The sequence below is a fragment of the Enterobacter sp. BIDMC92 genome, assembly GCF_001030225.1.
GTDB classification, from domain to species: domain Bacteria; phylum Pseudomonadota; class Gammaproteobacteria; order Enterobacterales; family Enterobacteriaceae; genus Enterobacter; species Enterobacter sichuanensis.
In genome coordinates, this window is record NZ_KQ087598.1 from 1,891,217 (window position 1) to 1,905,110 (window position 13,894).

At 54.9% G+C, this 13,894-nt stretch carries 16 protein-coding genes; 7 read left to right on the forward strand and 9 right to left on the reverse strand.

From position 1 onward, the window contains the following. Position 1 precedes the first annotated feature (1 nt). A complete protein-coding gene (locus SP99_RS08735) occupies positions 2-307 on the forward strand; it encodes a nuclear transport factor 2 family protein (protein ID WP_047958297.1) in 306 nt (101 codons plus the stop codon). Here SP99_RS08735 and SP99_RS08740 read toward each other — a convergent pair whose 3' ends face one another. Then, complete coding sequence (locus tag SP99_RS08740) at positions 308-652, reverse strand: DUF488 domain-containing protein (RefSeq protein ID WP_047958298.1); 345 nt, start codon at positions 650-652, stop codon at positions 308-310. Positions 653-753: 101 nt separating this feature from the next. Here SP99_RS08740 and SP99_RS08745 point away from each other — a divergent pair, with 101 nt between their 5' ends. Next, complete coding sequence (locus SP99_RS08745) at positions 754-1,461, forward strand: CTP synthase C-terminal region-related (seleno)protein (RefSeq protein ID WP_025758199.1); 708 nt, start codon at positions 754-756, stop codon at positions 1,459-1,461. A 31-nt stretch (positions 1,462-1,492) separates the two neighbouring features. Here the strand turns inward: SP99_RS08745 and SP99_RS08750 are convergent, their stop codons facing one another. Further along, positions 1,493-2,680 (reverse strand): CynX/NimT family MFS transporter, encoded by a 1,188-nt coding sequence (locus SP99_RS08750; RefSeq protein WP_047958299.1) that lies wholly within the window; start codon positions 2,678-2,680, stop codon positions 1,493-1,495. Between the two features lie 99 nt (positions 2,681-2,779). Here SP99_RS08750 and SP99_RS08755 point away from each other — a divergent pair, with 99 nt between their 5' ends. Next, positions 2,780-3,571, forward strand: a complete 792-nt coding sequence (locus tag SP99_RS08755) for an AraC family transcriptional regulator (protein WP_047958300.1) — start codon at positions 2,780-2,782, stop codon at positions 3,569-3,571. Here SP99_RS08755 and SP99_RS08760 read toward each other — a convergent pair. Continuing rightward, positions 3,555-4,001, reverse strand: coding sequence for a DUF441 domain-containing protein (locus SP99_RS08760; protein ID WP_008500737.1), 447 nt, complete (start codon positions 3,999-4,001; stop codon positions 3,555-3,557). The two genes, SP99_RS08755 and SP99_RS08760, sit on opposite strands and share 17 nt — an antisense overlap. Positions 4,002-4,145: 144 nt before the next feature. Here SP99_RS08760 and yoaI point away from each other — a divergent pair, with 144 nt between their 5' ends. Beyond that, positions 4,146-4,250: a small membrane protein YoaI gene (yoaI, locus tag SP99_RS24565; RefSeq protein ID WP_094918996.1), complete on the forward strand. Its 105-nt coding sequence runs from the start codon at positions 4,146-4,148 to the stop codon at positions 4,248-4,250. 21 nt (positions 4,251-4,271) lie between these two features. On the opposite strand, the gene SP99_RS08770 is transcribed toward yoaI, so the two are convergent. From SP99_RS08770 to yeaG, 3 genes are all read right to left on the reverse strand, one after another. Further along, positions 4,272-4,772: a YbaK/prolyl-tRNA synthetase associated domain-containing protein gene (locus tag SP99_RS08770; protein ID WP_047958302.1), complete on the reverse strand. Its 501-nt coding sequence runs from the start codon at positions 4,770-4,772 to the stop codon at positions 4,272-4,274. A 98-nt stretch (positions 4,773-4,870) separates the two neighbouring features. After that, a complete protein-coding gene (locus SP99_RS08775; RefSeq protein WP_047958303.1) occupies positions 4,871-6,154 on the reverse strand; it encodes a YeaH/YhbH family protein in 1,284 nt (427 codons plus the stop codon). Positions 6,155-6,228: 74 nt separating this feature from the next. Continuing rightward, complete coding sequence (gene yeaG, locus SP99_RS08780) at positions 6,229-8,163, reverse strand: protein kinase YeaG (RefSeq protein WP_025759338.1); 1,935 nt, start codon at positions 8,161-8,163, stop codon at positions 6,229-6,231. Between the two features lie 431 nt (positions 8,164-8,594). Between yeaG and SP99_RS08785 the strand changes: the two genes are divergently transcribed. Then, a complete protein-coding gene (locus SP99_RS08785; RefSeq protein WP_025759337.1) occupies positions 8,595-9,341 on the forward strand; it encodes a MipA/OmpV family protein in 747 nt (248 codons plus the stop codon). Positions 9,342-9,426: 85 nt separating this feature from the next. On the opposite strand, the gene SP99_RS08790 is transcribed toward SP99_RS08785, so the two are convergent. Both SP99_RS08790 and gapA read right to left on the reverse strand, forming a co-directional pair. After that, positions 9,427-10,311, reverse strand: a complete 885-nt coding sequence (locus SP99_RS08790) for a D-hexose-6-phosphate mutarotase (protein ID WP_045285250.1) — start codon at positions 10,309-10,311, stop codon at positions 9,427-9,429. Positions 10,312-10,383: 72 nt separating this feature from the next. After that, on the reverse strand, positions 10,384-11,379 hold the full coding sequence (gene gapA, locus SP99_RS08795) for a glyceraldehyde-3-phosphate dehydrogenase (RefSeq protein WP_014831506.1): 996 nt from the start codon (positions 11,377-11,379) through the stop codon (positions 10,384-10,386). 341 nt (positions 11,380-11,720) lie between these two features. On the opposite strand from gapA, the gene msrB reads away from it, so the two are divergent. Continuing rightward, positions 11,721-12,134 carry a peptide-methionine (R)-S-oxide reductase MsrB gene (gene msrB, locus SP99_RS08800; protein ID WP_025759332.1) on the forward strand — a complete coding sequence of 138 codons (414 nt, stop codon included), beginning with the start codon at positions 11,721-11,723 and terminating at the stop codon, positions 12,132-12,134. Positions 12,135-12,175: 41 nt separating this feature from the next. After that, complete coding sequence (locus SP99_RS08805; RefSeq protein WP_047958304.1) at positions 12,176-12,448, forward strand: YeaC family protein; 273 nt, start codon at positions 12,176-12,178, stop codon at positions 12,446-12,448. 51 nt (positions 12,449-12,499) lie between these two features. Here the strand turns inward: SP99_RS08805 and SP99_RS08810 are convergent, their stop codons facing one another. Next, positions 12,500-13,753 carry a chitinase ChiD gene (locus tag SP99_RS08810; protein WP_047958305.1) on the reverse strand — a complete coding sequence of 418 codons (1,254 nt, stop codon included), beginning with the start codon at positions 13,751-13,753 and terminating at the stop codon, positions 12,500-12,502. Positions 13,754-13,894: the final 141 nt, after the last annotated feature.

Sequence of the window (13,894 nt, forward strand, 5' to 3'; positions counted from 1 at the left end):
TATGTTTCAGCTTAAACCGGGCAGCATGGCGTTAATCGTGGGTGCCCGCACGGCGTCAGGCCGTCGCAATATTGGTAAATCTGTTGAGTTATTTGGCCTTTGCCAGCCCGGCCTGCGCTTCGTTAACCCGGTTAACGGCGTAATGACACAATTACCCGCCATGGCAGATCGCGCACTTTGGCTGGTGACGGGTGATGTCTACGCCTTTGACAATCAGCACGGCTTTGCGTTTGTTCGCGCCGAACATCTGATGCCGCTCAACCCGGATGGAGCACCGCAGATTCTCGGTGAACTCACCGTCAGCTGATTACAGATGGCGCAGCCAGTCAGCTAAGACCTGCGCGTGATTTTGTTCCGTGTTTTTGGCAGCAAACAGCAGCGTGACGGTCTGCTTTTTGGCCCTCGCCGCCAGAAGCATGCCGTCGTCCACATGCTGCGCCAGCTCTTCCCGATAGGCCTGACTGAAGGCCGCGAAATCAAGGGTTTCGCTGTGAAAGGCCTTGCGTAATTCATTCGACGGCGCGAGCGCTTTACACCATTCATCATAGACGAGGTCCGTTTTTTTAACCCCGCGCGGCCACAGTCGGTCCACCAGCACCCGATATCCGTCGTCCGGGCTAGCCTGTTCGTATACCCGTTTGCATTGAATCATGATCCCACCCTCCCAATTTAAGGTATTGTGATAACTGCAAAAGATCGGTAGTCTGAGGTTCCTTATGTTATCTGATAATTCTCTGGCATAAGGAACCTTTCATGGAACACCTCCCGGTTAAAACGACGCTGCGCATTGCGCTGGTTGGCGACTACAATCCCGCTGTTATTGCGCATCAGGCGATCCCGCTGGCCATTGACGATGCCGCTGCTGTCCTTGACCTCACTGCCGATTACGACTGGCTTGCCACCACGGAGCTCACCAGCCCGGAAGATCTGGTGGGCTACGATGCCATCTGGCTGGTTCCTGCAAGCCCCTATAAAAACACGGAAGCCGCTTTTATCGCCGCGCGCTACGCCCGTGAAAACGGCATTCCGTTCCTGGGCACCTGCGGTGGGTTCCAGCATGCGTTGATCGAGTATGCCCGTAATGTGTTGGGCTGGAGCGATGCGGCACACGCTGAGACGGATACCGAAGGCACTATGGTGATTGCGCCGCTCACCTGCTCGCTGGTGGAAAAAACCGATGCCATTGAACTGCGTAATAATACGCTGATTGCGAAAGCGTACGGCAAACCGGAAATTGAAGAGGGGTATCACTGTAATTATGGCGTGTCGCCGGCGTTTGCCCAGGCGCTGGAGAGCGGTGATATGCATGTCACAGGCTGGGACGATCAGGGAGAAATTCGAGCCGCGGAACTGGTTACCCACCCGTTCTTTGTGATCACCTTATTCCAGCATGAGCGTGCTGCGCTGGAAGGCCGTCCGGTGGTGCTGGTGCAGGCGATGCTGCGCGCGGCCCGCGGATAAAAAAGGCAGACCCGAGGGTCTGCCACCGTGTTTAACGGGGTGCGATCTCCCGGTCTCGCCCGGCCAGCATGCCGCAGACGGCCATGATCATCGCGGCCAGCGCGCAGCCCAGAAGCGGGAGACGCCAGTCTCCCGTGGTATCATGAATTTTCCCCATTACCGGCGGGCCGCAGGCCGCGAGCAGATAACCAATCGACTGTGCCATGCCGGACAGCGCCGCCGCCTGATGCGCAGAGCTGGCGCGCAGACCGATGAACGTCAGACCGAGGATCATCGTTGCCCCGGTACCAAAGCCAAACACCAGCGTCCACATTACCGCCAGCTCAGGCATAAACCACAGGCCCGCCGCACTCACCGCGCACATCAGCGCCACCGCGCCGGCGATGCCCCGCTGATCCTTCAGACGGTGGAGGATCAGCGGAACGGCAAGACCCGGTACCGCCGTGGCCAGCTGTAAAAGTCCATGCACCGAGCCGGCCTGCGCTTCGCTGTAGCCGTGGCTGAGCAGTATCGCCGGCAGCCAGCCGATGATGACGTAGTAAATCAGCGAGTTGATCCCCAAAAAGAGCGTCACCTGCCAGGCGAGAGCCGAGCGCCAGATGGCGCGGTTATGCAGCGCGCCAGCGCCCGTGACCGTCGCGGCGTGTTCCTGACGCCACTGCGGCAGCCACAGCAGCAGCGCGAGCAGTGGAAATACCATCAGCATCAGCAGCGCGCCATGCCAGCCCGCCGCCCCCTGCGCCAGGGGAACAATCAGTGCCGAGCCGAATGCCGCCGACACGCCCATCGTCAGGGAATAGGCACCGGTGAGTTTCGCCACCTGGCCGGGAAAGTCACGTTTAATTAACCCGGGTAACAGTACATTGCCGAGCGCAATGCCGCAGCCTATCACCGCCGTTCCCGCGAAAAGCGCAGCGGCGGAGGGCAGGGAGCGCACGGCAATCCCGGCGCAAATCAACAGCAGGGCGATAAACAGGCTGCGCTCCATGCCGATGCGCCGGGCCACACCGGCTGCAAGCGGCGAGACCAGAGCGAAGGCCAGCAGCGGCAGGGTGGTCAGCAGACCGGTTTGCGCCGTGCTTAAGCCATAATCAAGACGAATAGTATCGAGCAGCGGGGCTGCCCCGGTAAAGGTGACGCGAAGCGTCGTGGCAATCATCAGGATGCCTGCGATCAGCAGCACGCCGTGTTTTCCTGAGGTGCGAAGTGCAGTAGTCATTTTGTTCTCATACGTTCAAGCGAGTGCACACCATACCGATTTTCGCGGCGGTTGAAATCAGGCTAAAATGACAGTTTATCGCTAAAATCGGACAACCTGATGATTGGTCTGGGACTGGACGGCTACGATCCTGATAGCCAGCACGATGCGGCCGTCGCATTTCGCATTCGCGTGGTGGCAGAGGAACAATATATTCCGCTTCATCACCACCGCAAGGGACAGCTAATTCTGGCACTTGGCGGGGCGATCACCTGCGAAGTGGAAAATGCCATGCTGATGGTGCCGCCTCAGTATGCCGTCTGGATCCCCGGCCAGATGCCGCACAGCAACAGAGCCACGCCGGGGGCACAACTCTGCTTTCTGTTCATTGAACCGGGGGCCGCGCGGTTGCCCGACCGCTGCTGCACCCTGAAAATCTCTCCGCTGGTACGGGAATTGATTTTATCGCTGGCAGAAAAATCACGTGAACAGCTGCACCATGCGGCCACCTCGCGGCTGGTGAATGTCCTGTTTGATGAACTGCCGCTCCAGCGCCAGGAGCATCTGCAACTGCCCGTCTCACCCCATCCCAAAATCCGGCTGATGAGCGAGAAGATGGCGGAAGAGCCGGCGGCCTGGCAGACGCTGGCGCAGTGGGCAAGCCACTTTGCCATGAGCGAACGCAACCTGGCACGGCTGGTGGTGAAAGAGACCGGCTTGAGCTTTCGCCGCTGGCGTCACCAGCTGCAGTTGATTGTGGCGTTACAGCATTTGATTAGCGGCAAATCAGTGCAGCAGGTGGCTCAGTCACTGGGCTATGACTCGACCACCGCGTTTATCACCATGTTTAAAAAGGGGCTGGGTCAGACGCCGGCGCGTTATATGGCCAGCCTGACTACGACTTCCCGATAAACAGCGAGACAAGACCCGCCGCAATCAGCGGGCCCACCGGAACGCCGCGAAAGAGCGCCACACCCAGCACGGTGCCCACCAGCAGGCCCGCTACCAGCGAGGGCTGGCTGCTCATCAGCGTGACGCCGCGTCCCCCCAGCCACGAAACAAAAATCCCCACCGCGATCGCCACCAGCGATTTCCAGTTGACGAACGAGTGCAGCAGCGTTGAGGCGGGAAGGGTACCGCTGGCGATGGGTGCCATCACCCCAATGGTTAAAATGATGATCCCGATGGTCAGCCCTTGTTTTTCTATCCACGGGAAAAAGGTATTTAGCGGCGTTACGCGCACAATGATAAGCACCAGAATCGAGATGGCGACGGTAGTGTTATGGCTGATAAAGCCGAGCGCGGCGAGCGCCAGCAGAATGAGCAAAGTCGGGTCAAACATAGGGGAATCCTTGCCAGAAAAATGATCCTGCTTACTGTACGCGGAAAAACGGTGGACAGGTTTAAAAAGATTTTTATCGCTGTCATAACCTTGTCATTTACGCGGATTAAAACGAAGGGAGATATCGCAAAAGGGGTCGCCATCATGAACGATCACATGTTTGTCGAAACGCTGATTATCTCCTCATCGTTTTTCGCCATCGCCGTTATTCTGGTCGCTTCCGTGCTGCTTCTGGAAAGAAAAGGCTGACAGGAGCGCCAGCCAGCGCGGTCAGGCTCTGTGGAACGCCACCAGCTCTGGACGGGCGATGCGCAGGTAATCCTGGGTGTCCATAATCACGGATTTCTCCAGCAGACCAGCGTTAAACGCGATTTCGTCAACGCGCTCGAACAGCAGCGGGTCGGCAACCAGCGCCAGATCAGGATGGAAGCTAAAGGGCGGGATGGCGCCAAACACGCAGGCGGTGAGAGCATCGACCTCAGCCGGGCTGGCGAGAGAGGCTTTCAGCCCACCAAAATGGCTGGCAAGCTGGCTCAGGTCGGCCTGCAGATCGGCGGCCAGGATTGCCAGAACGTGTTTTTTTACGCCGTTTCCCTTCACTTTGCACACCAGCGCTTTTGCCCCCTGGCGCAGTTCGGTCCCGCGAATTTCACTTACCGCTTCGCATTTTCCGACCGCCTCATGCTCCATGATGCGAAACCGTGCGCCCTGCTCGGTGAGTAAAGTAATCAGTTGCTGATGGGTTCCTGCCCCAATAACCTCGCCAGTCATAACGTTTTCCCGGTGAAAATCCAGTAGGTAGCCTTCTACATTAGCACGGGATGTACGGGGTCGGAAGAAAACAGCCAGCGGGTTCGCTGGCTGTTGGATTATGCGTTGCTGGTGGCGGACTGCTTGTGGAACAGCTCCCTGAACACGGGATAAATATCATCCTGGTCACGAATGTGCTGCATGGCAAAATTATCAAACATCGACTGCAGATGTTCATACTCCCGCCAGAGGGTCTGGTGTGCGCGACGGGTGATTTCGATATAGCTGTAGTAACGCACCACCGGCAGAATCTTTTTCGCCAGAATTTCGTGACACAGCGGTGAGTCATCTGCCCAGTTATCGCCGTCCGACGCCTGCGCGGCATAGATGTTCCACTGCGCCGGGTCGTAACGCTCTTTCACCACTTCATCCATCAGCTTCAGCGCGCTCGAGACGATGGTGCCCCCGGTCTCCTGAGAGTAGAAGAATTCATGTTCATCCACCTCTTTAGCCTGGGTATGGTGGCGAATATAGACCACTTCCACGTTCTTATACGTTCGGCTCAGGAAGAGATAGAGCAGAATATAAAAACGCTTCGCCATATCTTTGGTGGCCTGGTCCATGGAACCGGAAACGTCCATCAGACAGAACATCACCGCCTGGCTGGAGGGTTCCGGACGCTTTTCGTAGTTCTTGTAGCGCAGGTCGAAGGTGTCGATAAACGGTACCCGGTCGATCTTCGCTCTCAGCTCGGCAATCTCTTTACGCAGGCGCTCCTCTTCCAGCAGTTGCGCCGGCTCGCTGTTTTCAACCACCTTCAGGCTGCTCTCCAGTTCGCGCAGCTCACGACGTTTTCCTGCTGTCATGGCCGTGCGTCGCGCCAGCGAGTTCTGCAGCGAACGCACGACGCTGATATTGGCGGGCACGCCGTTGGCGGTATAACCCGCGCGATGGGTTTTGTATTCATTGAGCTGACGGTGCTGATTCTTTTTCAGATTCGGCAGCGCCAGGTCTTCGAACAGCAGGTCGAGATATTCATCTTTTGAGATCTGGAAGACAAATTCGTCCTGACCTTCACCGTCCTGGCTGGCCTGTCCCTGACCGCTTCCTGAACCACCGCCGCCGCCCTGAGGACGCTCAATTCTGTCGTTCTGAACGAAGTGGTCATTACCTGGGTGTACGCGATGGCGCAGGCCGCCTCGCCCTTGATGAAACATCGGTTCGCTGATGTCATCGGTGGGGATGGAGACAGACTCGCCGCTGTCGACGTCGGTCACCGAGCGTTTGTTGATGGCCTCGGAGATAGACTGTTTAATTTGCGCTTTATAACGACGCAAGAAGCGCTGGCGGTTCACCGTGCTCTTGTTTTTGCCGTTAAGACGCCGGTCAATAAACCAGGTCATATACCCCCCGTACTGCATTTGCCAACTTGCATTTTGTAGGCCCGGCAGGCGTTAAACGCCACCGGGCACTTGTTTTAAGACGATTTACGCACACGCAGATACCATTCGCAGAGCAGGCGAACCTGTTTGCGGGTGTAGCCTTTCTCCATCATACGGTCGACAAAATCGTCGTGCTTTTTCTGTTCATCGGTTGAGGTTTTGGTGTTAAACGAGATCACCGGCAACAGCTCTTCGGTATTAGAGAACATTTTCTTCTCAATGACCGTGCGCAGCTTCTCGTAGCTGGTCCAGTTCGGATTGCGGCCGTTGTTGTGCGCTCTGGCGCGCAGCACAAAGTTCACAATCTCGTTACGGAAGTCTTTCGGGTTGCTGATCCCGGCCGGCTTCTCGATTTTTTCCAGCTCCGCGTTCAGGGATTCACGGTCAAACAGCTGGCCGGTATCCGGGTCGCGGTACTCCTGATCCTGGATCCAGAAGTCAGCGTAGGTGACATAACGGTCGAAAATGTTCTGCCCGTATTCTGAATAGGACTCCAGGTAGGCCGTCTGGATCTCTTTGCCAATGAACTCGGCGTATTTTGGAATAAGGTAACCTTTCAGGAACTCCAGGTAGCGTTCAGCCTGCTCCTGTGGGAACTGCTCGCGTTCGATTTGCTGCTCCAGCACGTAGAACAGATGAACCGGGTTAGCCGCCACTTCCGCATGGTCAAAGTTAAAGACACGGGAGAGGATCTTAAACGCAAAACGCGTGGACAGACCGTTCATCCCTTCATCAACCCCGGCGTAATCGCGGTATTCCTGATAGGACTTCGCTTTCGGGTCGGTATCTTTCAGGCTTTCACCATCGTATACGCGCATTTTTGAGTAGATGCTGGAGTTTTCCGGCTCTTTCAGACGCGACAGGATAGAGAAGCGTGACAGCGTTTCCAGGGTGCCGGGCGCGCACGGGGCATGCGCCAGCTCACTGTGGTTAAGCAATTTCTCGTAAATTTTGATCTCTTCGGAGATCCGCAGGCAATAAGGCACTTTGACGATGTAAACGCGGTCAAGGAACGCCTCATTGTTTTTGTTATTACGGAAAGTCACCCATTCAGATTCGTTCGAGTGGGCGAGAATGATCCCGTTAAACGGCAGGGCGGAGATACCTTCCGTCCCGTTATAGTTCCCTTCCTGGGTCGCCGTCAGCAGTGGATGCAGCACTTTGATCGGTGCTTTAAACATCTCGACGAATTCCATTATCCCCTGGTTTGCGCGGCAGAGCGCGCCGGAGTAACCGTAGGCATCCGGGTCATTCTGCGCGAAGTTTTCCAGCTTACGGATATCGACTTTACCCACCAGAGCGGAGATGTCCTGGTTGTTCTCATCCCCGGGTTCTGTTTTCGCGATGGCAATCTGTTCCAGGATAGACGGCCAGACTTTCACCACGCGGAATTTGGTGATGTCGCCGCCAAACTCGTGCAGACGTTTCGCCGCCCACGGCGACATGATGGTGCCGAGATAGCGACGCGGGATGCCATACTCTTTATCCAGAATTTGCGCATCTTCCTGCGGGTTAAACAGGCACAGCGGATGGTCGTTGACCGGGCTGCGCTCGCCGTTCGCGCTCAGCACATAGATAGGTACGCGCTGCATCAGCGACTTCAGGCGTTCTGCCAGCGAGGACTTACCGCCCCCCACCGGACCGAGTAAATAGAGGATCTGTTTCTTCTCTTCCAGGCCCTGAGCAGCATGCTTCAGGTAAGAGACGATTTGTTCAATGGCATCTTCCATACCATAGAACTCTTCAAACGCCGGGTAGCGGGCGACCACCCGATTCGAAAAGAGACGGGAAAGCCGGGGTTCCAGGGCAGTATCAACCATGTTTGGCTCACCAATAGCCATCAATAGCCGTTCTGCCGCATTGGCATAAGCACTGCGATCTTGCCGACAGATGGTAAGAAACTCCTGCAGTGTGAACTCTTCGTCCTTGGCAGCTTCATAACGCTGGCGATAGTGATCGAATATATTCATGGCATGCCGTCCTTTCGTTTTTTAGCACAGGATAAGAGCCGTTCGTATGAGTAGTGGAGGCTCCCGGAAGAGGATCTCTCGCACCTCACTGCCAGAGCAGCAACCTGTGTGCCAGGTCGGACGCTAAGCACTGCGGGGTGTTCAGGAAAACTCTTCTTAAATTAAAGCGTAGATGGCATTTGCAAAACTTGCATGCCGATAAAATCTAATTTCAATGACATATCAATAACTCATCCAAAAATTTCCACTGTGGTGATAAGGCAAATGCCCCTTTTTCATACAGTGGTCATATAAATGAAAGCGGGTTGTCATCAGAAAAGTTAAAAATAATGGGTTAATCAGACTGATTAGCAGGCAAAAAATTTTGGGATGTACGGGAATGGCGGTTACACTTCACCCGCTGATTATTTGACTACAGGAAAGAATGGATTGTGACCAAACTCAAACTTCTGGCATTGGGCATCCTTGCCGCGACCGCAGTAAGTACCGCACAGGCGGAAAGTCAGTGGACGGTTGGCGCGGGCGTTGGCGTCATTAACAGCCCGTACAAACAGTATGACCGTGATCTTTATCCCGTTCCCGTTGTCACCTATGAAGGCGATAACGTCTGGTTCCATGGGCTCGGCGGTGGCTACTATCTGTGGAACGATACGGCCGATAAGCTCTCCATTATGGCTTACTACGACCCAACGCACTTCAAGCCGGGCGACAGCGACAGCCACGCGCTTCGTCAGCTCGACAAGCGTAAAGGCACCCTGATGGCTGGGCTTTCCTATGTGCATAACACCCAGTACGGTTTCCTGCGTACTGCCCTCGCGGGTGACACGCTGGATAACAGCAACGGCTTTATCTGGGATCTGGCGTGGTTATACCGCTACACCAACGGTGCGCTGACCCTGACGCCAGGTATCGGTGTGCAGTACAACAGCGAGAACTACAACGACTATTATTACGGCGTCTCTAAAAACGAGTCCCGTCGCAGTGGTCTGAAAAGCTACAGCGCTGATGATGGCTGGAATCCCTACCTGGAGCTGACCGCTAGCTACAACTTCCTCGGGGACTGGAGCGTATACGGTACTGGCCGTTACGAGCGTCTGAGCGATGAGGTGAAAGACAGCCCGATGGTCGACAAGTCCTGGGCAGGCATTTTCTCAGTCGGTGTGACCTACAAGTTCTGATTGCACTACTAACGTGCAGTCCGTGCATTAAAACGGGGCGCTTGCGCCCCGTTTGCTTTGGTATGGTGCAGAGAAGCACAATCCCCTAGCGCTTCACAATCTTGATTGTCTGTCCTAAGCGAGAGGGTTTTTCATCGCTCGCTTTCTGCGGCGTGCTCACGCAAGCGGTTTCCACACAGACAAATGTTTTATACCCCTCATCCGTCATGTCGGCCATGCTGACAGAAAGCGCCGGGCCCGGGTTCCAGCCCACCACGTCGCTGTGATGATGATGAACCACTTCGATGCCACGGTTCAGGGCGCCGTCGTGGATCACGCTGCAGGCTTCCGGATGCAGATAGACGCGGTCAGTACGGTCAGGGAAAGTCTGTACCCCGTCGCTCAGTTTACCTTCTTTCGCGTTGTCGACTTTGTCGATATACGTATCGCCAAGGCCGCTCACCTTCACCGCGCCGATGTCACCCACGTGGAAGTAGGTATGCAGGGCAGAGGTGGTTTCGAACTCACCGTGGGCTTCCAGTTCAATTTCACAGGTCTTGCCCAGCTTAAAGCGGGCGTACAGGGTGAAATCATGCGGCCAGAGGGCACGGGTTTGATCATTCGCCTGAAGTTCAAAGGTCAGCACAGCGCCGTTGTCATCTTCATTATGCGCTTTCAGGGTCCACTGCTGGTTACGGGCAAACCCGTGAGAAGGCAAACCCGGCTGTGCGGACGGGCCAAACCATGGCCAGCAGATCGGTACGCCACCGCGGATGGCTGCCCCTTTTTTAAAAGAGGTCGCATCGCTCAGCCATAAAGCTTCGGCTTCACCTTCCGGTTTCCAGGAGAGCAGGTGGGCGCCGTTCAGTGCCACGGAGGCTTTAACGCGCGGATGGTCAACGACGATGACATCGGCACCGTCAATCTGACGGCGGGAAAGCACAGGGGTAAGCTGTTCGACTACCGGAAGTGCAAAAATTTTATTAATCATTAAGCAATCCTCTGTCTTGGCAATAAAAAAGGCGACCGAAGTCGCCTTTTTGGATCAAACACTCATCTCAACTTATTTGGAGATGTGAGCGATCAGGTCCAGTACTTTGTTAGAGTAGCCGGTTTCGTTGTCGTACCAGGATACCAGTTTAACGAAGTTGTCGTTCAGTGCGATACCTGCTTTAGCATCGAACACGGAAGTGCACACTTCGCCGTTGAAATCGGTAGAGACAACGTCGTCTTCGGTGTAACCCAGAACGCCTTTCATTGCGCCTTCGGAAGCAGCTTTGATGGCTTTCTTAATTTCTTCATAAGAAGCAGCTTTTTCCAGACGAACGGTCAGGTCAACAACGGATACGTTAGGAGTTGGAACGCGGAACGCCATACCAGTCAGTTTGCCGTTCAGTTCTGGCAGTACTTTACCTACTGCTTTAGCAGCACCGGTAGAGGATGGGATGATGTTCTGAGCCGCGCCACGGCCGCCGCGCCAGTCTTTGTGAGACGGGCCGTCAACGGTTTTCTGAGTAGCGGTGGTTGCGTGAACGGTAGTCATCAGACCTTCGATGATGCCGAAGTTGTCGTTGATAACTTTAGCCAGCGGTGCCAGGCAGTTGGTGGTGCAGGATGCGTTAGAAACGATGTCCTGGCCAGCGTAAGTCTCGAAGTTTGCACCACGAACGAACATTGGGGTGTTGTCTTTGGAAGGACCCGTCAGAACAACTTTTTTCGCACCCGCAGTGATGTGTTTACGTGCAGTTTCGTCGGTCAGGAAGATACCGGTTGCTTCAGCAACAACATCAACACCGATTTCGTTCCATTTCAGGTTAGCTGGGTCTTTCTCAGCAGTAACGCGGATGGTTTTGCCGTTAACAACCAGGTGGCCGTCTTTCACTTCAACGGTGCCGTCGAAACGACCGTGAGTTGAGTCGTACTTCAGCATGTACGCCATGTATTCAGCGTCCAGGAGATCGTTGATACCAACGATTTCGATGTCAGAACGTTTCTGAGCAGCACGGAAAACAATACGGCCGATACGGCCAAAACCGTTGATACCTACTTTGATAGTCATATATTCCACCAGCTATTTGTTAGTGAATAAAAGGTTGCCTGTAAAATTACAAAAACCTTACGCAGCGTCAAGCGGAATCGTGTCAATCATTGCGACAAATCAATCCTGTGACTAACGTTTGTGCGACTGACTCGCCTCACTTTCCCTTTGAGCTTGCAACCACATGGGGGCTGCGCCCGGAATTTTAAAGTCCTCTCAGGATAAAAATGTGAACGTGATCACAATTGCCTGACCGCCTTTTCGCGACACATAAGTTTAGATCAAAAGTGCACGCAAGGGTGTTAATGTTTTGTTAGAATCCGGGGTAAAAGATGTCTGTTTCTACAGCGAGATGTAAGCCTATGTCGAACCAACGTAACCCTGACGATTTGAAAAAAAACCTCACAGAAATGCAGTTTTACGTGACGCAGAATCACGGCACGGAACCGCCGTTCACCGGACGTTTACTGCATAACAAACGCGATGGCGTTTACCACTGTCTGGTCTGTGATGCGCCGTTGTTCAATTCCCAGACGAAATACGATTCTGGCTGCGGCTGGCCGAGCTTTTACGAGCCGGTGAGCGACGAGGCAATCCGCTACCTGACTGACTCATCCCATGGCATGGTGCGCACGGAAATACGCTGCGGCAACTGTGATGCGCACCTGGGTCACGTCTTCCCGGATGGACCACAGCCAACGGGCGAGCGTTTCTGCGTCAATTCAGCCTCCCTGAGCTTCAGCGACGATGAAAACGGCGACCAGATTAAAGGTTGAAGAAACGATTCAGCAAATTATTCCTGCTAAAGGGAGCGATTGTGAATATTGAAGAGATGATTAGCGGCATGACGCCGGAGATTTATCAGCGTCTGGTCACCGCCGTTGAGCTCGGAAAATGGCCTGACGGCGTCGCGCTGAAGCCGGATCAAAAAGAGAACAGCCTGCAACTGGTCATGTTATGGCAGGCGCGCAATAACACCGACGCGCAGCATATGACTATCGACACCAACGGCCAGATGGTGATGAAGAGCAAGCGTGAGCTGAAAGAAGAGTTCGGCATCACGCCGAAGCCGATTGCCACTTTCAAATAATGAACTCAATGTAGGCCGGGTAAGCGTTAGCGCCACCCGGCACAATACTGCTTAGTGCGGGATCCCCAGCGACGCCGCCAGCTGCTTCGCTAACTGGTTTTCGTCATCCGCGCCATACTCCCAGAACATCGCCCCGGCGAGGCCTTTCGCTTTGATATAGTCCGCTTTGATGGCAACGGAACGTGGGTTCTCATACGAAATCGCAAACAGCGCGTTGCCATCGGCACCCTTCACTGAGAGCCACGGCACTTTCGCCTGGTCGTCCCAATGCTCGGTAAAGCGCTTCTGCGGATCGTTCAACAGCTTCTTCACGATGTCGTTGTACTTCACGTAGGTATCTTTGGTCAGGTCATAGCCGAGTGACCTGAACAACCCGATCTCCTGTGGCCCGAAGTAGGGCTGCGTGACCGGATTTTTTTGTGCGTCGGGTTTGCTCCAGTCAATGCCCGGCTCCACGGCGCGTTTCGGCACGCGGCCATAGAAACCGATTCCGAGGTTCATCTGCTGCGGCTTCAGCCCGGCGGCCAGATAGTTGTTCACCACAAAATCGACGCTGTATTTATCTGCGGCGGCCACCGTCGGCCAGGTGCTGGAGTCATACAAATTGGCGTTGAAATATTGCGTTCCGTACGCCATGTCGTAGGTCATCAGGTTGATGTAGTCGAGCAGGGGAGCGATGGCGGTGACATCCACCCAGCTTTTCGGACTTTCTGCGTTGGCGCCCACCGCAATGGTCACCAGCTTTTTGTGCCCGAAGGCGGCGCGCATCTCTTTTAGCAGGGCGGTGAAGTTATCCCGGTCGGCGGGCTGGCTTGCAACCAGACCCCATGCGCCATTCACCGGGTACTCCCAGTCGAGATCGATCCCGTCCAGACCGTACTTGTTGACAATCTCCTGCGCGGAGCGGATAAACACCGCGCGGCTCTCTTTGGTTGCCGCTGCGCCAGAGAAACCGCGTGCGCCCCAGCCGCCGACGGAGAGCAGGACCTTAAGGTTCGGGTTTTGTTTGCGCAGGGTCGGGATGAATGCGAGGTCGGAGGTGACTTTGGGTGATAACCAGATCTGGTGCAGCCTGGTCGAGTCTTTCAGCGCGGCGTTGGTTTCGTCTTTTTCGTCGTTATAGATCAGACCAAACGAGTAGTTGAGATGCGTAATCTGGCGGACGTCTAATTTGTTGATGTCGCCACCCGGTCCGGCAGTGACGTCACCTCCGCCGTTAAAGTAGCCCACGGACATCAGGTTGCTGGCAGAAGCAACGGAAGCGCACAGCAGGGGCAATACTGCCAGCAAAGGCATACGTTTCATACAAGTTCCTCTTTGACATAATAAAATTAACCACACCACGGAAAAGGCGTGGCGAAAAAACAACCTGATGAGAATAGCATTGCCGCTTCGCTGAGGATGCGAGGGAGTTCACTTTATGGGGATTGGGGAAGAAATGCCGGG

Coding starts and splice junctions, on each gene's coding strand:
- SP99_RS08735 (WP_047958297.1), top strand. CDS start 2: ATGTTTCAGCTTAAACCGGGCAGCATGGCGTTAATCGTGGGTGCCCGC.
- SP99_RS08740 (WP_047958298.1), bottom strand. CDS start 652: ATGATTCAATGCAAACGGGTATACGAACAGGCTAGCCCGGACGACGGA.
- SP99_RS08745 (WP_025758199.1), top strand. CDS start 754: ATGGAACACCTCCCGGTTAAAACGACGCTGCGCATTGCGCTGGTTGGC.
- SP99_RS08750 (WP_047958299.1), bottom strand. CDS start 2,680: ATGACTACTGCACTTCGCACCTCAGGAAAACACGGCGTGCTGCTGATC.
- SP99_RS08755 (WP_047958300.1), top strand. CDS start 2,780: ATGATTGGTCTGGGACTGGACGGCTACGATCCTGATAGCCAGCACGAT.
- SP99_RS08760 (WP_008500737.1), bottom strand. CDS start 4,001: ATGTTTGACCCGACTTTGCTCATTCTGCTGGCGCTCGCCGCGCTCGGC.
- yoaI (WP_094918996.1), top strand. CDS start 4,146: ATGAACGATCACATGTTTGTCGAAACGCTGATTATCTCCTCATCGTTT.
- SP99_RS08770 (WP_047958302.1), bottom strand. CDS start 4,772: ATGACTGGCGAGGTTATTGGGGCAGGAACCCATCAGCAACTGATTACT.
- SP99_RS08775 (WP_047958303.1), bottom strand. CDS start 6,154: ATGACCTGGTTTATTGACCGGCGTCTTAACGGCAAAAACAAGAGCACG.
- yeaG (WP_025759338.1), bottom strand. CDS start 8,163: ATGAATATATTCGATCACTATCGCCAGCGTTATGAAGCTGCCAAGGAC.
- SP99_RS08790 (WP_045285250.1), bottom strand. CDS start 10,311: ATGATTAATAAAATTTTTGCACTTCCGGTAGTCGAACAGCTTACCCCT.
- gapA (WP_014831506.1), bottom strand. CDS start 11,379: ATGACTATCAAAGTAGGTATCAACGGTTTTGGCCGTATCGGCCGTATT.
- msrB (WP_025759332.1), top strand. CDS start 11,721: ATGTCGAACCAACGTAACCCTGACGATTTGAAAAAAAACCTCACAGAA.
- SP99_RS08810 (WP_047958305.1), bottom strand. CDS start 13,753: ATGAAACGTATGCCTTTGCTGGCAGTATTGCCCCTGCTGTGCGCTTCC.